Annotated in this window: 12 protein-coding genes; 4 read left to right on the top strand and 8 right to left on the bottom strand. The window is 65.5% G+C overall.

Features of this window, described 5'->3' with window-relative positions; all coding sequences use genetic code 11:
* Positions 1-29: 29 nt before the first annotated feature.
* The 5 genes from AQ611_RS04870 to AQ611_RS04850 are packed head-to-tail and all read right to left on the bottom strand — an operon-like array spanning position 30 to position 12,161.
* Positions 30-938, bottom strand: coding sequence for a UDP-3-O-acyl N-acetylglycosamine deacetylase (locus AQ611_RS04870; RefSeq protein WP_069233857.1), 909 nt, complete (start codon positions 936-938; stop codon positions 30-32).
* Positions 935-8,644, bottom strand: a complete 7,710-nt coding sequence (locus AQ611_RS04865) for a type I polyketide synthase (protein ID WP_069233856.1) — start codon at positions 8,642-8,644, stop codon at positions 935-937. The genes AQ611_RS04870 and AQ611_RS04865 overlap by 4 nt, the downstream gene beginning before the upstream one ends.
* Positions 8,641-10,176 (bottom strand): LTA synthase family protein, encoded by a 1,536-nt coding sequence (locus AQ611_RS04860; RefSeq protein WP_069233855.1) that lies wholly within the window; start codon positions 10,174-10,176, stop codon positions 8,641-8,643. The genes AQ611_RS04865 and AQ611_RS04860 overlap by 4 nt, the downstream gene beginning before the upstream one ends.
* A 1-nt stretch (position 10,177) precedes the next feature.
* The gene (locus AQ611_RS04855; RefSeq protein WP_069233854.1) at positions 10,178-10,963 is read right to left on the bottom strand and encodes an SDR family NAD(P)-dependent oxidoreductase; all 786 of its coding nucleotides are present in this window, start codon (positions 10,961-10,963) and stop codon (positions 10,178-10,180) included.
* On the bottom strand, positions 10,956-12,161 hold the full coding sequence (locus AQ611_RS04850; protein WP_069233853.1) for a capsule biosynthesis protein: 1,206 nt from the start codon (positions 12,159-12,161) through the stop codon (positions 10,956-10,958). The genes AQ611_RS04855 and AQ611_RS04850 overlap by 8 nt, the downstream gene beginning before the upstream one ends.
* A gap of 467 nt (positions 12,162-12,628) precedes the next feature.
* Here AQ611_RS04850 and AQ611_RS04845 point away from each other — a divergent pair, with 467 nt between their 5' ends.
* Genes AQ611_RS04845 through AQ611_RS04830 form a run of 4 tightly spaced genes read left to right on the top strand, consistent with a single transcriptional unit; the run spans position 12,629 to position 16,597 of the window.
* Positions 12,629-13,786, top strand: a complete 1,158-nt coding sequence (locus tag AQ611_RS04845) for a KpsE/RkpR family capsule polysaccharide export protein (RefSeq protein WP_059520102.1) — start codon at positions 12,629-12,631, stop codon at positions 13,784-13,786.
* Between the two features lie 12 nt (positions 13,787-13,798).
* Positions 13,799-14,593 (top strand): ABC transporter permease, encoded by a 795-nt coding sequence (locus tag AQ611_RS04840; protein WP_059520055.1) that lies wholly within the window; start codon positions 13,799-13,801, stop codon positions 14,591-14,593.
* A complete protein-coding gene (locus AQ611_RS04835) occupies positions 14,590-15,243 on the top strand; it encodes an ABC transporter ATP-binding protein (RefSeq protein ID WP_059520056.1) in 654 nt (217 codons plus the stop codon). The genes AQ611_RS04840 and AQ611_RS04835 overlap by 4 nt, the downstream gene beginning before the upstream one ends.
* Positions 15,244-15,292: 49 nt before the next feature.
* Positions 15,293-16,597 (top strand): glycosyltransferase family 4 protein, encoded by a 1,305-nt coding sequence (locus AQ611_RS04830; RefSeq protein ID WP_231935904.1) that lies wholly within the window; start codon positions 15,293-15,295, stop codon positions 16,595-16,597.
* Positions 16,598-16,601: 4 nt separating this feature from the next.
* Here the strand turns inward: AQ611_RS04830 and AQ611_RS04825 are convergent, their stop codons facing one another.
* Genes AQ611_RS04825 through gmd form a run of 3 tightly spaced genes read right to left on the bottom strand, consistent with a single transcriptional unit; the run spans position 16,602 to position 19,642 of the window.
* Complete coding sequence (locus AQ611_RS04825; protein WP_069233852.1) at positions 16,602-17,711, bottom strand: glycosyltransferase family 4 protein; 1,110 nt, start codon at positions 17,709-17,711, stop codon at positions 16,602-16,604.
* The gene (locus tag AQ611_RS04820; RefSeq protein ID WP_059520057.1) at positions 17,708-18,601 is read right to left on the bottom strand and encodes an NAD-dependent epimerase/dehydratase family protein; all 894 of its coding nucleotides are present in this window, start codon (positions 18,599-18,601) and stop codon (positions 17,708-17,710) included. The genes AQ611_RS04825 and AQ611_RS04820 overlap by 4 nt, the downstream gene beginning before the upstream one ends.
* A 3-nt stretch (positions 18,602-18,604) precedes the next feature.
* Complete coding sequence (gmd, locus tag AQ611_RS04815; RefSeq protein ID WP_059520058.1) at positions 18,605-19,642, bottom strand: GDP-mannose 4,6-dehydratase; 1,038 nt, start codon at positions 19,640-19,642, stop codon at positions 18,605-18,607.
* Positions 19,643-19,722 lie beyond the last annotated feature (80 nt).

Raw genomic sequence — 19,722 nt, 5'->3', positions numbered from 1 at the left:
TCGCCTGTCTCGTGAGTGAAGTTCATATATTACGCGACGAACTCCGCCCATTCCCATGCTCCCGGCGTCGACAGCAACTTTTCGACGAGCCGGAAGTTCATCTCATGGCTCGGCCGCCATGCCGATACGCGGGCGAGCAACGGCGCGCCGGCAAGCGCGAGATCGCCGATCAGGTCGAGCACGCGGTGCCGGACGAATTCGTCCGGTTGCCGCAAGCCGCCGACGACGCGCTTGCCGATGATCGACGCGGTGCATGACGGCCGCGCGCCGCGCAGAATCGGCACGCCGCGCAGATAACCGGCAACGATCGCCGGAATCGCCCATTTGATGCGCCCGTAAGATCGCGACGGAGCGATCTGCGTGGCGAACACGTCGGGCGTCAGCACGCCGTGCCAGTGCATGTCGCCGAAGCCTTTCAGATCGTTGCGCACGCTAAGCTCGTAGCGCTCGGCGGGCTCGATGCGCATCTCGCGCCGTGCCGCGCCGGCGCCGTGCGCCTCGACGACAGGCTCGAGCACCCGAATGAAGCGCTTCGGCGCGGGCAGCGCCGCGCGGCCGCAGGCGCGCAGCGCATCGACCCACGGCTGCGCGCTGCCGTCGAGAATCGGCAGTTCTTCCGCATCGAGCTCGACGGTCGCATGGTCGATCTCACACGCGAGCAGCGACGCGAGCAGATGCTCGATGGTGCGCACGCCGACGCCGTCGGCATTGCGCAGCATCGTGCATAGCGGCTGCGCGCGTCTCAATGACGGATCGGCAGCGAGCGTCGCCAGCTCCCGGCCGCCTTCGAGGCGGCGGAACACGACGCCGTGCGCGCGCGCGTCGGCGGGCAGAATCCGAACGTTGACGCGACGCCCGGTGTGCAGGCCGCGTCCCGCGATGGCAAGCTCGCGCGCGAGCGTGCCCTCGCGCATCTGCCAGCCGGCCGGCGCGCTCATGCGGTCAACGCAAGCGGATTCGGCGCACTTGCTGCCGCCGCGCCCGCAGGCTCGGCGCCGCCGGCTGGGCTCAGCATTGCGTCGCGCGCAGCGCCTTCGAGCCCGTGCTGCTCGACCAGCGACGCGCGACGTGCCGCTTCGCCGTCGAACGCGGCCGACGCGTTAGCCGCGCCGGCAATCAGATCGACGATACGCTCGGCCAGCGAATGCACGGTCGCACCATCGGCGATCGCCATCACCGACAGCTTGACTTCGAACGTCTCCTCGATCGCCATTCCAAGCTCCATGCCCATCAGAGAATCCATGCCGAGATCGAGCACCGACCGATCGAGCGCGATCCGGTCGGGCGACAGATGCAGGATGCGCGCGATCTGCGCGCGCAGATTGTCTTCGACGGTGCCGATCGCGTCGTTGCGTGCCAGTGCCTGCACTTGCGCGCGCAAGCGCGTGCCGCCTTCGCGCGCGGGCTCGCTCGCGCCGAACGCCCGCAGCAGCGCATACCGGCGCGCGCCGGCAGCCGGCATGCCGCGCGACACCGCCTGCCAGTCGAGCCGCACCACGGCCTCGCCGGCTTCGCCCGCGCACAGCACCCGCTCGAGCGCGGCCAGCGCCTCGCCCGACGTGATCGACACGCCGCCGATCCGCGCCTGCAACGCGTCGCGCGTGCCGGTGTTGCGCGCGAGGAAGCCAACGTCGTCGACGGGCCCCCACGCCATGACCGTGCCCGCCAGTCCGGCCGCGCGGCGCGCGGCCACGAGCGCTTCGACGAAGCTGTTCGCGGCGACGTAGCTTGCCTGCCCCGGATTGCCGAGATAGGTCGTCACCGACGAATAGACGATGAAGAAATCCAGCGCGAGATCGCGCGTCGCGCGATGCAGATTCCACGCGCCCGCGACCTTCGGCGCGAGCACCGCGTTGAAACGCGCGTCATCGAGATTGCGCAGCAGCCCGTCGTCGATCTGCATTGCCGAGTGCAGCACGCCCTTGAGCGGCGTGCCGCGTGCGCCGATTTCGCCGACCACGCGCGCGAGCGCCGCCGCATCGGTCGCATCGCACGAGACGACGTGCACCTGCACGCCAAGCGCATCGCGCCACTGCGCCGTCTCGTCGCGCAGCGCCGGCTCGAGCGTGCCGCCGCGGCTCGCAAGCGTCAGGTGCCGCGCGCCGCGCGACACCATCCAACGCGCGCTCGCAAAGCCCAGGCCGCCCGTGCCGCCGACGATCAGATAGCCCGCGGCCGGATCGAGCCGCAGCTCGCCGGGCGCCAGCGCGCTGCTGCGCGTCGGCGCCGGCGTGCCCGCGGGGTAAGTGACCAGCACCTTGCCGATCTGCCGCGCCTGCTGCATATAGCGGAACGCATCCTCGACGCGCGAAGCCGGAAAGGCGCGATACGGCAGCGGATGCAGCGCGCGTTGCTCGAACAGCGCGATGACGTCGCCGAACAGGTGCGCGGTGAGATCCGGCCGCGCGTTCATCAGTTGATCGGCGTCGATACCGAAATAGCTGATGTTGTTGCGCAACGGCCGCAGACCGATCTGGCTGTTCTCGTAGAAATCGCGCTTGCCGAGTTCGAGGAAGCGGCCGAACGGGCGCAACGTGTCGATGCTGCGCACCATCGCCTCGCCCGCGAGCGAATTGAGCACGATGTCGACGCCTTCGCCGTGCGTCAGCGCGAGAATCTCGTCGGCAAACGACAGGCTGCGCGAATCGAAGACGTGATGCGCGCCGACAAGACGCACGAACTCGCGCTTCTCGTCGTTGCCCGCCGTTGCGAACACCTCCGCGCCCAGGTGACGCGCGATCTGAATCGCCGCGATGCCGACGCCGCCCGCCGCGCCATGCACGAGCACCCGCTCGCCAGCGCGCAGCCGCGCGAGTTCGGCGAGCGCGTAATACGCGGTGAAGAACGTCGTCGGAATCGTCGCCGCTTCCTCGAACGACAGCTGCGACGGCTTGTGCGCGAGCGCCGAGGCGCGCGTCCTGACGCGCGTGGCGAATGCCGCGCTCGCAAAGCCGAGCACGGCGTCGCCCACCGAGAATCCGTCGACGTCTCGCCCGACGCGCACGACGCGCCCCGATAGCTCCATGCCGATCGTCGCGCCGGCGAAGCCCGCTTCGACCGCCTCGTCCGACAGCAGGCCCATCGCGTACATCACGTCGCGAAAATTCAAGCCGGTCGCAACCGGTTCGATCTCGACTTCGTCGGGCTCGAGTTCGCGCGGCGGCTGCGCGAACCATTCGAGATTGCGCAGCGACCCAGGCGCATCGAACGCGAGCACGGCGGCCGGACGCACGCCGAGCGTATCGGTGCGCGCGTCGGCTTGCGCGGCGCTCAGCATGCGCGGCACGAAACGGCCCTGCGGCGTGAGCAGCACTTCCTCCTCGTCGTCGTTCGCGAGCAATTCGCGCACCAGCGCATCCAGCGGCAATTCGAGCGCGGGATGCACGTCGATCAGTTGACACGACAGATCCGGATGCTCGTTCGCGAGCACCCGGCCGAACCCCCAGAGCCCGGCCTGCGCCGGATTCAGCGGCGCGCCTTCGGCCTCGAACGGCGCGCCGCCGCGCGTGACGACCGACAGCCTCGCGCTCGCGGTGGCATCGACGACGCACAGCTCGCGCACGAGCCGCGCGAGCGAAACGACGCCCGTTTGCTGCGCGCGCATCAGCTCGCCGCCGTCGGCATCGTCGTCCACTGCCGCGTCGGGCGCGACGAACACCAGGTGATGCGGCTGCGCGGGCGATGCAAGCGCGACGATTTCCGCCACGCGCTCGAGCGGCACGGCTTGCGCGTAGCAGCCGGTGCCCACGAGCGCGCTCGCAAGCGCCGCGCACGCATCGTTGTCGTCGCCCGTCACGACGAGCCAGCGCTCCGCATAGGCAGCGGTATCGAGGCTGTCCCACACGGCGCCATCGAGCGCCTCGCGATCGTCATGCACCCGCGCCGCCGGCTTGCGCGCGACGATGAAAGTCGGCACGCCTTCGAGATCGAGCGATTGTTCGAGATAGCGCGTGACGTCGATGAAACCCGCGTGCGCGAGCAACGATTCGATCTCGCCCGGCGCGGCGCACGGCAGCGGCGACGCGGACGTGGCGCCGGCCGCGTGCGCGCCGCCCGAAACGACGGCAAACACGATATCGGCGAAACGGCTGCCGCTTTGTTCCGTTACGACGACGATGCCGCCGGGCGCCAGACGCTCGAGCACGACCGTCACCACGGCAAGCGGATCGGACCGCGCGCTGAGCGCACGGTCGATGACCACGATGTCGAACGGCGTGCGGTCATCGGTCGAGAATGCGAAGGCGTCGCCGGTCTGAAGCGCGATCGTTTGTACCGACGGGTACGCATGCGCATCGAAGCTTGCGAGCTGACGCGGCGTGCCGGCAATCGTGTAATCGCAGCGCACCGCGCTGGGCACGACGCCGAGCGGGCGCAGCACGTCGCGGCCCGGATCGCCGATCTCGAGCACGCGCAGCCGGCGCGGCAGCCGCCACGTCGCGAGCGCCTCGTCGACGCATGCCGCCAGCAGCGCGTGCGCGTGGCTCCAGGTCGGCGACGCGTCGAAGAAGTGATCGACGAGGCTGTCGCCCGTCGACGACAGCGGGCGCGACGCCGCTTCGCCGCGCAAAACGGCCGGCAGCGTCGCGCCGCAGTGCGCGAGCAAGGTCAGCTCCGCGACATGGCCGGGCGACTCGGCGATCAAGCCGCGCCAAAGTTCGTCGAGCGCGGGCAGCAGCGCGCACGATGCGTCATTGCGCACGAGCCGTGGGCCGTCCCAGTGTGCGAGCCCGTCCTCGACCAGCATCGCCGCCAGACGGGCGACGAGCGCCGCGCGCTCGCCCGCCAACGGCGCAGGCTGCCCGAACGCGCCCGTTGCATCGAGCGCCGCCAGCGCGTAGCCGCTCGCGAGCACGTCCAGAAGCGGCAGCATCTCGGTCAGGTGACGCGTGCGACGCGTGAAATCCTCGCGCGACGCAAGCGACGCGAGCGCGCGCTCGACGAGCAGCGCCGGCGCGGGCAGCACGCTTGCATCGAATGTGGAAGGCAGCGGCTTCGCGTCGAGCGCATAGACAAAGCGCGCGGGCGGATTGAGCCGCCGCGCGACCAGATCGATACGCTTGAAGCGGCATCCGGCAAGCCGGGCGACGATCGCGTCGGCCGCGTCGAGAAACTCGAACGACGCGACGATCGAATGCGGATTGCGCCGCTCGATGCGCGCCAGCACGCGCACGATCGCGTCGCCGCGCAGGTAATCGATACGGCCGAGATGGACCGGCACGTATGCCGCGGGCAGCGTGCCTGCGTCGGCCTGGGTTCGGGCTCCAGCTTCGGCTTCGGCGGCACGCTGCGCGAGCAGCGCGAACAGCGGATGGAACCCGCTGTCCATCAAGGCCGGATGCAGCAGATAGTCAGCCCGTTCGAGCGCATCACCGCATGCTGGCGGCGCCGCGACATCGGCGAGCGACGTGTTGCCCGCCAGCCGCACCGCGCGCACCCAGCGGAACGCCGGGCCATACGCAAGCCCGAGCGCCGCCGCCGCGTCGTACAGTGCCGCGGCGCCCGCATCGGGCCGCGCGAGCAGCCGCTCCATTTCGCCACGCGGCACCGCACTCGACGCATCGAGCGTATTGCCGCTTTCGAGCAGGCGGCCGACGACATTCTCGACCCACGGCGCATCGCTCATCCTGTCGCGCGTCTCGATCCGGAATCTCGCCGTGCGCGGCTCGATCGTGAAGCGGAAGCATTTCGTCTGCTGCCCCTGGAACACTACCGGCGCACGGATCTCGAGGTGCTCGAGCGCGCAATCCGGCGTGCCGAAAAACGCGCGGGCGGCAGCCAGCGCCATTTCGACATAGCCCGCGCCGGGAAAGGTCGCGCCGCCATCGACGACGTGATCGGCAAGCATCGGCATGCGCAGCGGATCGAGCTCGTTTTCCCACGCCAGCGCGGGCCCGCTCAGCCGGTATCCGAGCAGCGGATGCTCGCGGCGGCGATTGACGAGGTTGCAGCCCTCCGGGCTCGATTCGAGCCAATAGCGCTCGCGCTGCCAGGGATAGGTCGGCAATGCGACGCGCGGCGCGTCGGGCACGAAACGATCCAGATCGACCGGCGCGCCATGGGCGACAGCCGACGCAACCGCTTGGCGCAACATCTGCGCGCCGTCCTGGTTGCGCTTGAGCGTGGGCAGCGTCGTACCGGGCAGCTTCAGCGCGGCGAGCGTCTGCTTCACATAGGTGCGCAGGATCGAATGCGGCGACACTTCGATGAACAGACGCACGCCGCTCGCCGCGATACAGGCGATCGCGTCACTAAAGCGGACCGGCTCGCGAATATTGCGCCACCAGTATTGCGCACCGAGCGCGTCGCCCGTCAGGCGCTCGCCGGTCACGGCCGACACGAAGCCGCCCGAGCCCGCGCGCGGTGCAAGGTCCGCGAGCTGCTTGAGCACCACCGGCTTGATCGGCTCCATCTGCCGGCTGTGGAATGCGTAATCGAGATCGAGAAGCTGAAAGAACTGGCCGCTCGCACGCAGTGCCGCGTCGATGGCCAGCAGCGCATCGAGCGGACCTGCGAGCGTCACGGCCTGCGGGCTGTTCACGCCGGCGATCTCGACGCTCGGCTCAAGCCCCAGCCGCCCGATCAGCGCGCGCGCGTCCGCCTCGTCGAGGCCCGCAGCGGCCATGCGCCCGCTGCCGCGGGTCAGCGCCTGCGCGCGGCTGCGGATTTTGATGACCCGCACTGCATCGGCAAGCGTCAGCGCGCCCGCCGCCCAAGCCGCGGCAATCTCGCCCACGCTGTGGCCGGTGACGGCTTCGAAACGCACGCCGTGCGCGTCGATGACGCGCGTGATGCCCACCTGGATCGCAAACAACAGCGGCTGCGCGTGCTCGGTGGCGGCAAGCCATTCGGCGCTCGCGCCCGCGCGCAGCACGCCGACGAGCGACGCGCTGCCGTCCGCGCTCCAAAGCGCGTCCACTTCGGCAACCGCATCGCGAAATACCGCGTCCTCGTCGTAAAGCTGGCGCCCCATTCCCGCCCACTGCGAGCCGTTGCCGGAATACACGAGCGCGACGCGCGCGTCGTGACCGTGCTCGAGCGTGTGGGCCGTCGCCACGCATGCCGGCGTCGACGCGCCGGCCGCGAGCGCGGCGAGCGCTTCGCGGCCCGCCGCGACGCTCGACGGCGCAACCACCGCGCGCGCGTCGAACCATTGCCGGCGACGCGCGGCCCCTGCGGCAAGCGCCTGCCATGCGCAACCGCCTTCGAGGCGGCGCAGATAATCCGCGGCCAGCGCGGCGAGCGCCTGCGGCACGCGCGCGGTCAGCACGAGCGGCGCGGGCGCATTCGCCGCATGCGGGCTTGCGTCGCCCGGCTCGATCACTGTCATCGATGCGGCGGGTTCCTTCGCGCGCGCCGGCGCCTCGGTCAACACCACGTGCGCATTGGTGCCGCCGAAGCCGAACGAATTGATGCCGATCGTCAGCGGCGCATCGCGCTCGCCGAGCGGCGTGTAGCGATCGACCACGCGCAGCCGCCCGCCGGCGAAATCGATGTTCGGATTCGGCGTCTCGAAATGCAGCGAGCGCGGAATCGCACGATGCTTGAGGCAATACACGGCCTTCAGCAGCCCCGCCATGCCGGATGCCGTTTCCAAGTGGCCGATGTTGGTCTTCACCGAGCCGATCAGCAGCGGATCGTCGTCCGGGCGCTGCGCGCTGACGACGTCGATCAGCGCGCGCGCCTCGATCGGATCGCCGACCGCCGTGCCGGTGCCGTGCGCCTCGAGATAGACGAGCGAGCGCGGATCGATGCCCGCGCGCCGGTACACGTCGCGCAGCAGCGCCCCCTGCGTCGCCGCGCTGGGCACGCTGATGCCGCCAGGCGAATAGCCGTCCGAGTTCACTCCTGAGCCCGCGATCACGGCATGAATCGTGTCGCCGTCGGCGAGCGCGCGATCGAGCGGCTTGAGCAGAACGAACGCGCCGCCTTCGGCACGCACGTAGCCGTCGCCCGTCGCATCGAATGCGCGGCAGCGGCCGCGCGGCGACAGCATCGACGCTTTCGAGAAACTGACGAAGCCGAACGGATGCGCGAGCAGATTCACCCCGCCCGCCAGTGCGAGTTCGGCGTCACCCGTCTGCAGCGCATTGACCGCCTGATGCAACGCGACGAGCGACGACGAGCACGCAGTGTCGATCGACATGCTGGGCCCGCGCAAATCGAACAGATACGAAACGCGATTCGACGCGATGCTAAGCGCATTGCCGGTTGCCGAATACGGATCGACCGCGCTCAGATCGTCCATGCTGCGATTGCCGTAGTCCGGGCTCGCGACGCCGACGTACACGCCGCAATTGCGCCCGCGCATGTCGGCCGGCCGCACGCCGGCATCCTCGAACGCCTCCCACGCCAATTCGAGCAGCAGCCGCTGCTGCGGGTCCATCTGCGTCGCCTCGCGCGGCGAGATGCCGAAGAAAGCCGCATCGAAATCGGCAACATTTTCCAGGACGCCAGCCGCAAACGTGTAGCTTTTGCCGGGCTCGCGCTTCGACGGATGCCAATAGAAATCCGTGCCCAAGCGCTGTGCACTCACCTCGGTAACGGCATCGCGCTCGTCGCGTAGCAGCCTCCAGAACTCGTCCGGATTTTGCACGCCACCGGGAAAGCGGCACGCCATCCCGACAATTGCAATCTTTACGTTCATCGTTGCGTCGTATTTTCCGATGCACTTGCAGTGGGGTTGCTCGCTTGCGAGGCTTCGATCATTTGAAGCAGCATCGAACCGAGTTCTTCGACACGCGCATTTCGTCGGCAGGCGGCCGGCGTTCCGAAATTCCGCCAGATAAAGTAGTCGCTGCGTTCAGGTGCAATCGTTAGCTTATCGAAAATATGTGGCAATGCCGGAACGTGATCGCCGTAAAAACAAACGACCGTATCCCGCCGTCGGGCTCGCACATGATCGAGCAGCCGCCCGATCATTGCATCCGCATTTGCGGCGTGACGCAAGTAAACCGTCAAATCGCGCCATGCGAGACCATCGCCGAGCGTGTGATACCGGCCCGATTCGCCCGGCTCGACCGGCTCCAGATGCAGCGGCCCGTGGTTCTCCATGGTCATCGCGAACGCGAAGAGCGGCTTGTCCCGCGGCGCGTCGAGTTCCGCGATCAGCGCATCGGCGAGCGCGCGATCGGCAATATACGGGCCGGCTCGCGGCGCGTCCTCGAAGTGGCGGATATCGACGAACCGCTCGAAATGCATGAGCGGAAACACGCGATCCCGGCCGAAGAAATCCGCGTAGTAAGGATGCATCGCGAGGGTCCGATAGCCGGAACGCTGAAACCAGCCTGCAAGCGACGCGCACGCGCGGCGCACGAATGCATAGGGATAGAAGCGCGCGTAGCCGAGACGCTCGGACGCCAGCCCCGTCAACATCGCGAACTCGGAACGCATCGTATTTGCGCCCCACGCCGGAACCGTAAGCTCTCCGTAATAGTGTGACTCGCGCTGCGCGGCGTCGAAATGCGTGAAGATCGATGGCTCGATGCCTGCGATCACGCGGCGCGCATCGAAGAACGACTCGCTCTGAATCACGATCACGTCCGGGTAGCCGGCGGCCTGCCCGTCGGCGAACGGGCTTAGCGCCGCCGCGCGCTCGAACGCGCGCAATGTCGCCGGCCGCAGCCCGTTCAGCAGATAGGCGATGAACGTGGCGAGAAAACCGTGACGCCGTTGATCGACATTCGCATCCAGCGTGAGCGTCAGACGCTTCGCGAGCACGACGCCGCACGCCAGGCACGCGGCGAGCGCCGCCAGCACGCCGGCAAACGACCGCGCCGCCACCGGCGGCTCGGCTATGCATCCCGCCGCAAGCAGCGCGACGCCGACTGCGATCGCGGCGATCTTGCCGGCGCCGAGGAAAGGCAAATACAGGCGCGGATGCGCGAAAAGCTGACTGAAAAGGCTCAAATCGGTGAATACGAACGGCTCGCGCAACGATTCGTACTTCGCATTGCTAACGGCTGCCAGTAGGCCGACGAGCGCAAGCGCGACGAAAGTAGAAAACCACGCGCGCGCGGTGACGGCGAACACGCATACGCCGAAGAACGCGACGGCAAGCACGTGTAATGCGATGGCAGGCAACGGCCGGCGCCACGGCGCGCGCGGTATCGCGAGCGCATCGAGCACGAACGACAGTGCGATTGCAAAGGTCAACGCCAACGCAAGCCCGCTGCTCATCTCAGCGCTCCTCGCGCGGTAGATACGACAGCCGGCCGAGAATGGGGTCCGCGAGCGCGGCGGGCAGCACCGACAGCAAGCGCATGCCGAGCGACAACAGCCCCGGAAACGCAATCTCCGCGCGCCGCGCGGCGAGCCGGCGCCGGATGTGATCGGCGGCCTTGTCCGCCGGCCATAAGAACGGCTTATCGCCCGGAAAGACATCGCTCATCGCGGTCTTCACGAAGCCGGGCAGGATCACCGACAGCGTGACGCCATCGCGCGCGAGCAACGGCCGGACCGAGTCCGCATAAGCCTTGATCGCCGCCTTGCTCGCGCAATAAGCAGGAGAAATCGCCATCCCGCGCAATGCGGCCAGCGAGCTGACCATCGCGATCTGGCCGCGCCGGCGCAACCGCATCCGCGCGACAACCGGCAACACGGTACGCAGTGCGCCATAAAAATTGGTATCGACGACGGTGGCGATGCGCTCGAAGGTCTCCCAGTCGGCCGCCGAAGCGAGCGTGCTCGCGACGCCCGCGTTCGCAACCAGCAAATCGATCGGGTAGCGCTCGTCGAACTGGATGAGCCACGTGTCGACCTCCCCGTCGTTACGCACATCGAACTGTCCGGCGACGACGAGCGCGCCGCGCGCGCGGCACGCTGCCACGCATTCGTCGAGCCTCGCGCCATCGCGCCCGACGAGCCCGAGCACGACGCCGGGCGCCGCATATGCCTGCGCGAGCGCGCGGCCGAGCCCCGAGCTTGCACCCGTGATGACGACGTGGCGCGGCGCGCCGCTAGTCACGCGCCGCCTCCAGCCGCTCGAGCGCGCCCGCCGTCGCCATTTCGATGCCGGTACGCGTGTAGAAATCGCCGTTGATCTGGGTGTGATGCATGACGTAGTCGAGAAACGCGTGATAGAGAGTCATGTCGGGCGGCTCGGCCTGCGTCCAGAAATCCTCGAGACCGCCTTGCCACGTGAGCCCCGGCAGCGCATACACGGCCGCGCCGAGCGCGATCAGCGGGCGGCGGTGATGCAATGCCGACAATCCCACCGTACTGTTGACGACCACGACGCCCGCCGCATGCTCGAGCAGGGTTGGCAGATGGCCCGAGTCGATGAAGCGCACGCGCCTGTCGATGCCGAGTTCCGCCGCGAGCTTGTACGTAAAGCGCCGATAATCGATCAATCCCGTGTCGAGCGGATGGTTCTTGATGACAAGCAACGCATCGGAACGCGCATTCCGTGCAAACGAGCGCATCACCCGCCCGATCGCGTCGCGAATGCCGTCGAACGGCGAATGGACGACGATCTGCGCGTCCGAGCCCAGTTGCAGCGGAAACAAATAATAGGAGCATTGCGTACCCAGCAACTCCTGCGTCACTTTCTCCGCTTTACTGCGATGGCGGCGATACTGCAGCGCGCGCATCGCAAGACCTGCATATTCGACCAAGCCGTTCCTCGGACGATGGCTGCAATAGTGAGGAAAGCGGCTTGCATAAAACGCGTTTGCACTACGATACCGGATATCGTGGAATGTGCGCTCGTAAAGGTTGTAACCGGTTGGCCGCCCCGGCTGGCTCGGCGGCGTGACGGCCCGTTGCTCGACATACCAGGCAGGGTCGCGCGGCAGCAGCGAGCGGCCGTTGACGCCGTGCCGCTCGAGCGTCAGCCAGTGCGGGCGAATGTAACCTTCCTCGAACACGTGCATGCGCAGGCCGCATGCCTGCGCGATCGGATGCATCGGCCGGTGAACCTCGCGACAGTCGCCGAACATAATGACATCGGTCACCCCCTCCGTTCGGACTGCTTGCGAGTACCAGTCGGGCAGTTCGTCGAGCGCGCCTTGATAATCCCAAGCCGCACCCGCTCCGCTGTACAAAAGATCGCCGCCACAAAAATTGACTCGGCGCACCGCGTGCCCCCGCCGGGACAAAGCTTCGGACAACCGGCTAAAAAACGGCGAAGCCGTTCCCTGCAGCACAAGAAATGAGCGAGCCATCGAAAAAAGTCAACCGACGAAATGGACCCGCTCGAGGGAAAAATCGCCGCCGCCCCTCGAAACGAACCTTTTATGAATATTAACGCTGGCACTTGGCTGCTCCTCTTTTCGGGAGCAAAATGAATATAGCATCCTGCCAAAAAAAGCAAAACAGATGTCCTGAATGATCTATCGCGTATTGCACAAATCTGACGAAGCGCCCCATGCGATGGCACGATTCATTCTCGCTGGCTATAATCAGCCGCCCAGTGACCTGCCGGCCTCGCCGGTAGAAAAAACGTACTTGCCGGAAGTCATCCGTTCGCGGTTCAATGCGACAAAGCGATCAAGCAGGCGAAGACAATACGTCTATTTGCGCTATACCCGTTGCATGACCGTGCCATTTGATCGAATCCGCTCTTAAGTCGAAAGGTAATTGTGTCTTTTGACAGAATGCAAAGAGCCAATCAGCCTGGATGGAAGGGAAGTTGGAAAACGTATCTGGCAACGCATCCTCAGTCCCGACGACCGAAAAGCGCGCGAACGCAAGCGTTCTCGGGCGGATCAAGCGACTCGACAAACTGTTCGTCTTGACGGTGGCGGTCCCCACCGTCATCGCGACCCTCTACTACGGCCTCATCGCGTCAGACGTTTACGTGTCCGAATCGCGTTTCGTGGTCCGAAGCGCCCAGCGGGCCGCCCAGCCGAGCGTGATGGGCGCGCTGCTGCAAGGCACGGGGCTCGTGCGCGAGCAGGACGACACGTATTCCGTCATCGATTACATCCAGTCGCGCGACGCGCTGCGCGAGCTGGGCCAGAACTATGTGCTCGACGCCTATTCGAAGCAAGGCGACTTGATCAGCCGCTTCAACGCGTCGCTCGACAACAGCTTCGAATCGCTATGGAAGTACTACGACAAGCGAATCGTGTCGGTGACGCTCGATTCGTCGTCGGGTATCGCCACGCTGAAGGTGCGCGGCTATACGCCCAACGACGCATACGCGATCAACTCGAAGCTGCTCGGCTTGAGCGAGCAGCTCGTCAACAGATTGAACCAGCGGGCCGCCCACGACATGGTGAGTTTCGCGCAAAACCAGGTCAATCTGGCTGCCGCGAAAGCGAAGGATGCAGCCGTCGCACTCGCCGCGTACCGCAATTCGAATGCAGTCTTCGATCCGGACAAGCAATCGGCACTGCAATTGCAGCAGGTCACCAGCTTACAGACTGAGCTGTTCAACGCGCAGACCCAGTTGCGCCAGCTTCAGGTCATTGCGCCGCAGAACCCGCAGATCTCGGTGCTCAAAAACAACATCGTGGAAATCGAGCGGCAGATCCGGGAATCGGCGAGCGGCGTCGCGGGCGGCAAGAATTCGCTGTCGAACAAGAGCGCGAGCTATACGCGGCTGCAACTCGACTCGCAAGTCGCAGACAAGCAGCTTGCGTCCGCGATAACGGCCATGGAAACCGCACGCGGCGAAGCGCAGCGCCAGCAGCTCTACCTCGAGCGCCTCGTGAATCCCAACACGCCGGATATCGCAATCGAGCCGAAGCGCCTCAAATCGATCTTCGAAGTGTTCGCGCTCGGCATGATCGCGTGGGGTATTCTGAGCCTGCTGCTCGCCGGCGTGCGCGAGCACCACGACTGAGCGCGCCCGGCAATGGCGACTCACGACACTCCGCTGTCACGTTCGATCGCAATCCAGACGCGCGTGGTCGGCGCGCTGCTGATGCGGGAGATCTTGACGAGATTCGGCCGGCACAACATCGGCTTTCTGTGGATGTTCTTCGAGCCGATGATGTTCACGGTCGGCGTGCTCACGCTCTGGACGGTCACCAAAATGACGCACGGCTCGTCGCTGCCCGTCACCGCATTCGCGGTAACGGGCTACTCGCCCGTGCTGCTGTGGCGAAATTGCGCGAACCGCTGCGCGCTCGCGATCCTGCCGAACCAAGCGCTCCTCTATCACCGGAACGTGCGCGTGCTCGATTTTTTCTTCGCCCGCCTGCTGCTGGAAATCGGGGGCGCGACGATGTCGTTTACATTTCTCACGATTCTTTTCATCACCGTCGGCATGATGAAGCCGCCCGAAGACGTGCTGCTCGTGCTCGGCGGATGGCTGCATTTCATCGTGTTCGGCAGCAGCCTCGCGCTCATCATCGGAGCGCTGTCCGAGCGCAGCGAAGCGATCGAGCGGGTCTGGCACACCGTTTCGTACCTGCTCTTTCCACTGTCCGGGTCGGTCTTCATGGTGTCGTGGATTCCTCAAAAATTCCAGCCTTACGTATTGCTGCTGCCGATGGTGCATGGCTCCGAGATGCTGCGCGCCGGATACTTCGGCTCGCTCGTGACGCCGTACTATAGTGTCCAATACATGGTGTTCAGCGACGCAATTCTATTGCTGGTCGGCCTGTATCTCGTTCGCGACACGGGCAGGAGGGTGGAACCGGAATGATCGAGCTTGAACGCGTCTGCAAGGACTATCACACGCGGCAAGGCAGGCGCCGCGTACTGAATCAGATCGACCTTCGCGTCAAGCCGGGGGAAAAAGTCGGCATTCTCGGCCGCAACGGCGCGGGCAAATCGACGCTGATCCGGTTGATCAGCGGCGCCGAGCTGCCGACGTCGGGCCGCATCCATCGCAGCATGCGCGTGTCCTGGCCGCTCGCGTTCGGCGGCGCGTTCCAAGGCAGCCTGACCGGCATGGACAACCTGCGTTTCATCTGCCGCGTCTATGGCGCCGATCCCAAAGCAGCCGAACCGTTCGTCCTCGAATTCTCGGAGCTGGGCTACTACCTGCGCGAACCGGTCAAGAGCTACTCGGCCGGTATGCGCGCGCGTCTGGCGTTCGCGATCTCGATGGCGATCGAATTCGACTGCTTCCTGATCGACGAGATCGTCGCCGTCGGTGACAGCCGCTTTCACGACAAATGTCACCATGAGCTGTTCATTCGTCGCAAGGAGCGCGCGCTCATCATCGTCAGCCACGATGCAAGCTACATCCGGCAGCATTGCGATCGCGCTTCGGTGTTGGCCGACGGCAGGCTGCATTCGTTCGATTCAGTCGAGCATGCCTACGAGTTCTATCAGAAAAGCGCCGCGTGACGGTACGGCACATCCCGCCCCTTCCCGCGAGCACGTGAACCGAGTGCCGGTGCGCCAGCCATCCTCGCGCGTGCGGCCGCTGCGCATTGGCGTGGCTGCAGCCGCGCAATATGCCGCTGCCTGGGGCGGACAGGCGTTTGCCGGCGCCGCACGGCGCGCCGTCTCGGCTATCACGCCGATGCTCGCGGCTGCCGATGGACAACGCCGCACGCTGTTCGTCGACGTGTCGATCATCGCTTCGCACGATGCGGGCACGGGCATTCAACGCGTCACGCGCAACCTGCTGCTCCAGTTGCTCGAATCGCCGCCGCCGGGCTTCGACGTGCGCGCCGTGCGCGCGACGCGGCGCCATCGCTATCGATATGCCGACCGTTACCTCGCCAAATTGACGGGCACGCCCGGCCCGCGCAACGACGAGCCGGTGCAGCCGGCCGCGGGAGATGTCTTTCTGGGCTTGGACCTGACAAGCCGGATTCTTCCGAGCCGTCAACTCGACCTGCTCCAATGGCGCGCACGCGGAGTACGCTTCGCATTCGTCGTCTATGACCTGCTGCCGGTATTCCGCCCTGACTGGTTCACACGCCGCGCGAGCCGCTCGTTCCGACGCTGGCTGTCCACATTGGCCGTGCATTCGGACGCGCTCTTCTGCATTTCCAGCGCTGTGGCGAATGAAACGGAAAATTACATGCGCGATCACTTCGGATTGCGCACGAATGCGCCGCTCGTGCGCTGGTTTCACCTGGGCGCCAATCTTCCCGTCGCCGCCGATCTCGCCGAAGCGCCGGCGATCGCCGCGCAATGGCCCGCCGATGCGAAAGTCGTCCTGATGGTAGGCACCGTCGAGCCGAGAAAAGGGCACGCACTCGTGCTCGACGCATTCCAGTCGCTATGGGAAGCGGGCGAAGACACCGCGCTCGTCATCGTCGGACAACGCGGTTGGCATGTCGAAGCCATTGCGGCGCGTCTGCACGGCCATCGCGAACTCGGGCGGCGGCTGTTCTGGCTGACCGAGACTACCGATACCGAGCTTGCGTGGCTCTATCGGCATGCGCACGGCCTGCTCGCCGCCTCCGAAGCCGAAGGTTTCGGCCTGCCGCTGATCGAGGCCGCGACCTGCGGCATTCCGCTGTTCCTGCGCGATATTCCTGTATTCCGCGAAATCGCCGGCCCAAACGCCGTCTACTTCCGCGCCGACGACAGCACCACGCTGAGCGGGCAACTGCGCGACTGGCTCACGAACTTGCGAAACGGTTCGGCAAAGAACAGCAACGCGCTGGCTCCATTGACGTGGAAAGCCAGCGCCGCACAACTGGAAGCACTCATCGTCGAAACGGTGGCCTGCGAGCGTCGTTGACCCATCACGCGAAACGACGGCAGACTGCGAGCGTGCCGCGTGCGCAGCGCTCCCACGTCATCCCCGCCGCCACTGCGATACCGCGCTCCACAGCCGCCGCGCGCCAGGTTTCGTCGCACAGCACATGCTCGACGCCTTGTAACAAGGCCGAATGATCGTCCGGCGCGACGAGCCACGCGGCGCCGCCCGCCACCTCCGGCAGCGACGAGCGATCCGACGTGAGCGTCGGCACACCGGAGGCGAGCGCCTCCAGCACCGGCAGCCCGAATCCTTCATAGAACGACGGCATGAAAAACGCGCGCGCGCCTGCGTAAAGCATCGGCAGCGATGCCTCCGGGACGAAACCCACGTAGCGCAACCATCCCTGCCGGGCAGCGCACTCGATGTCGGTCATCAGCTCGTCGTTGAGCCACCCTTTGCTTCCCGCCAGCACAAGCGGATAGCGCGCGCGCAATGCGTGAGGCAATGCGCGATAGGCGGCGATCAGCCGGTCGATCCCCTTGCGCGGCTCGAGCGTCGATACGCACAGGCCATAAGCGCCCGGCTGCAATCCAAGCTCGGATAACGGTTGGGCCAGTTCGCCGGCTGCACGCGGGCGAAAACCGTCGGGCACCCCTAACGGGACTGCCGTGATCCGATCGGATGGCCATCCGAAATATGCCGCCACTTCGGCGCGAATCGCTTCGGAATCCGTAATCAAATGCACAGCACGCTTCAGTGTCGATGCGAAGCCGCTCTCGAACTGCCTGATCCGCTCCGACGGATGCGTTTCCGGATATTTGAACACCGAGAGATCATGAATGGTGACGATCCCCCGCTCGACCGATTGAGGAAGGAAATAATTCGGCGAATGAAACAAGCTGCCCGCCATTCGCCGCTGCTCATTCCAGCGGCGCAGCATCGCCGGCGCACGAAACAGCTTGCGCCTCCTGCGACGCGGCGAAGCTTCGTCCAACAAATGCGCCGGATCGTCGAACCAGCGGCCGCCCGCATAAAAGCGCACGGAACCGATCGCGTCCCGGTGCGCGGCGTAGTAACGCGCAAGTTCCCACGCGTAGCGCCCGATGCCTGTCAGCGGCACGGCCACCGCATCGACACCGAGCACCAATTTCACCAACGATGCTCCAGCATCCACTCGAGCGTATCGCGCAGCGCAATCGGCTGAATCGGGCCGATCGCCTGCTGCAGGCGAACATTGCTGCCGATCAGCTTGTGCACTTCGTTTCCGCGGACGAATGCGGGATTGACCCGAACCTCCGGATGATGGCCCGTGATGTCGCTCGCCATCGCGAGCACATCCTGCAGCGACGTGCCCACGCCCGAGCACACGTTGAATGTCTGCCCGGCATGATTGCCTTCGAGCACGGCCGCATATGCGCGGACCACGTCCCGAACGTCCGAAAAATCGCGGACCACGTGCAGGTTGCCCAATTCGATCACGGGCGCGCGATCCTGAAAATGCGAAACGATCTTCGGAATCAGAAAATTGTGCGCTTGCCCGACGCCCGTATAGTTGAACGGCCGCACGACCGTGATCGGCAGCCGCCCTTCCCATAGCTTCGCGACATATTCCATCGCCAGCTTGCTGACCGCGTAGTCATTCGCAGGCGCCGGCATGACCTGCTCGTCGATCACACCCTCGGTCGCATTGCCGTAAACGTTCGCACTGCTTGCGACGATCACCGATTTCGGCTGCGCATCGGACACGTCGATCGCATGCAATACGTTTCGGGTACCGACGATATTCGTCTGGTACACCGAGCCGGCGTCGCCGTGCGCGACGAACGCGATCGCGGCAAGATGCACGAGCACTTCCGGCCGCTCGGCGCTCAGGATGTCGGTCAAACGATCGCTGTCGAGCAAATCGCACGCGTGGACGCGAAATGCCGATTCGGGCATCGGACGATGCGCGATGCCGCAGACCTCGTGTCCGCGCGCCACCAGTTCACTGGCGAGATAGCGGCCGGTAAAGCCGCCGATCCCAGTAATGAGAATTTTTGCCATGCATTAGAACGAAAAGCCGGCTTCGTTGCGACGGATGTCTGCGTCGACCATCATCTGGCAAAGCTGCTCGAGCGTGGTCTTCGGCTCCCAGCCGAGTTCGCGGCGCGCCTTGACCGGATCGCCGATCAAAAGATCGACTTCCGCAGGCCGATGAAACTTGGGATTGATACGGACAATCGGCTTGTTGGTACGCATATCCACGCCCACCTCGGCGATATCCTTTCCTTCCCAAGCCAATTCGAAACCCGCCGCGCGCGCGGCCATCGACACGAAATCCCGCACCGTCTCGGTCCGGTTCGTCGCGAGAACGTAGGTGTCGGGCTTGTCCGCCTGCAGCATACGCCACATCCCCTCGACGTACTCTTTGGCAAATCCCCAATCACGCTTTGCATCCAGATTGCCGAGTTCCAGCACGTCGAGCTTGCCGACGCGAATCTTCGCAATGCTATCGGTGATCTTGCGCGTCACGAACTCACGGCCACGTAATGGCGATTCGTGATTGAACAGAATCCCGCTGCTGCCGAAGATGTTGTAACTCTCACGGTAGTTCACCGTGATCCAATGCGCATAGAGCTTGGCGACGCCGTAAGGGCTGCGCGGGTAGAAAGGCGTGGTTTCCGTCTGCGGAATCGCCTGCACCTTGCCGAACATTTCCGACGTGCTCGCCTGGTAGAAGCGGATTTTCGGATTCACGATCCGGATCGCTTCGAGCAGATTCAACGGGCCGATGCCGGTGATTTCCGCCGTGGTGACCGGCTGGTCGAACGACACGCCGACAAAACTCTGCGCGGCGAGATTGTACACCTCGGTCGCGTTCGTCGATTGAAGCAGCCGGATGCTCGCGCTCAGATCGGTCAGATCGTATTCGACGAGATGCAGGTTCGGATGCCCTTCGACCCCCACCTCCGCGATGCGCCAAAAATTGACCGAACTGGTACGGCGATACGTGCCGTACACCACGTACCCCTTGTCCAGCAGCAACTGAGCCAAGTAAGCGCCATCTTGCCCAGTGATTCCGGTAATAACAGCAACAGGATTCATATCAACCCTTCGTGTCGTGGTTCATCCATTATCAATCCAAGCTTCCTGCCGCACGATGCGGCAGGAAGCGTGAGCCCGTG

The sequence above is a fragment of the Burkholderia singularis genome, assembly GCF_001718875.1.
GTDB classification, from domain to species: Bacteria; Pseudomonadota; Gammaproteobacteria; order Burkholderiales; family Burkholderiaceae; genus Burkholderia; species Burkholderia singularis.
This window is presented reverse-complemented; position numbering and strand designations above follow the sequence as displayed.

Coding starts and splice junctions, on each gene's coding strand:
- AQ611_RS04870 (WP_069233857.1), bottom strand. CDS start 938: ATGAGCGCGCCGGCCGGCTGGCAGATGCGCGAGGGCACGCTCGCGCGC.
- AQ611_RS04865 (WP_069233856.1), bottom strand. CDS start 8,644: ATGAACGTAAAGATTGCAATTGTCGGGATGGCGTGCCGCTTTCCCGGT.
- AQ611_RS04860 (WP_069233855.1), bottom strand. CDS start 10,176: ATGAGCAGCGGGCTTGCGTTGGCGTTGACCTTTGCAATCGCACTGTCG.
- AQ611_RS04850 (WP_069233853.1), bottom strand. CDS start 12,161: ATGGCTCGCTCATTTCTTGTGCTGCAGGGAACGGCTTCGCCGTTTTTT.
- AQ611_RS04840 (WP_059520055.1), top strand. CDS start 13,799: ATGGCGACTCACGACACTCCGCTGTCACGTTCGATCGCAATCCAGACG.
- AQ611_RS04835 (WP_059520056.1), top strand. CDS start 14,590: ATGATCGAGCTTGAACGCGTCTGCAAGGACTATCACACGCGGCAAGGC.
- AQ611_RS04820 (WP_059520057.1), bottom strand. CDS start 18,601: ATGGCAAAAATTCTCATTACTGGGATCGGCGGCTTTACCGGCCGCTAT.
- gmd (WP_059520058.1), bottom strand. CDS start 19,642: ATGAATCCTGTTGCTGTTATTACCGGAATCACTGGGCAAGATGGCGCT.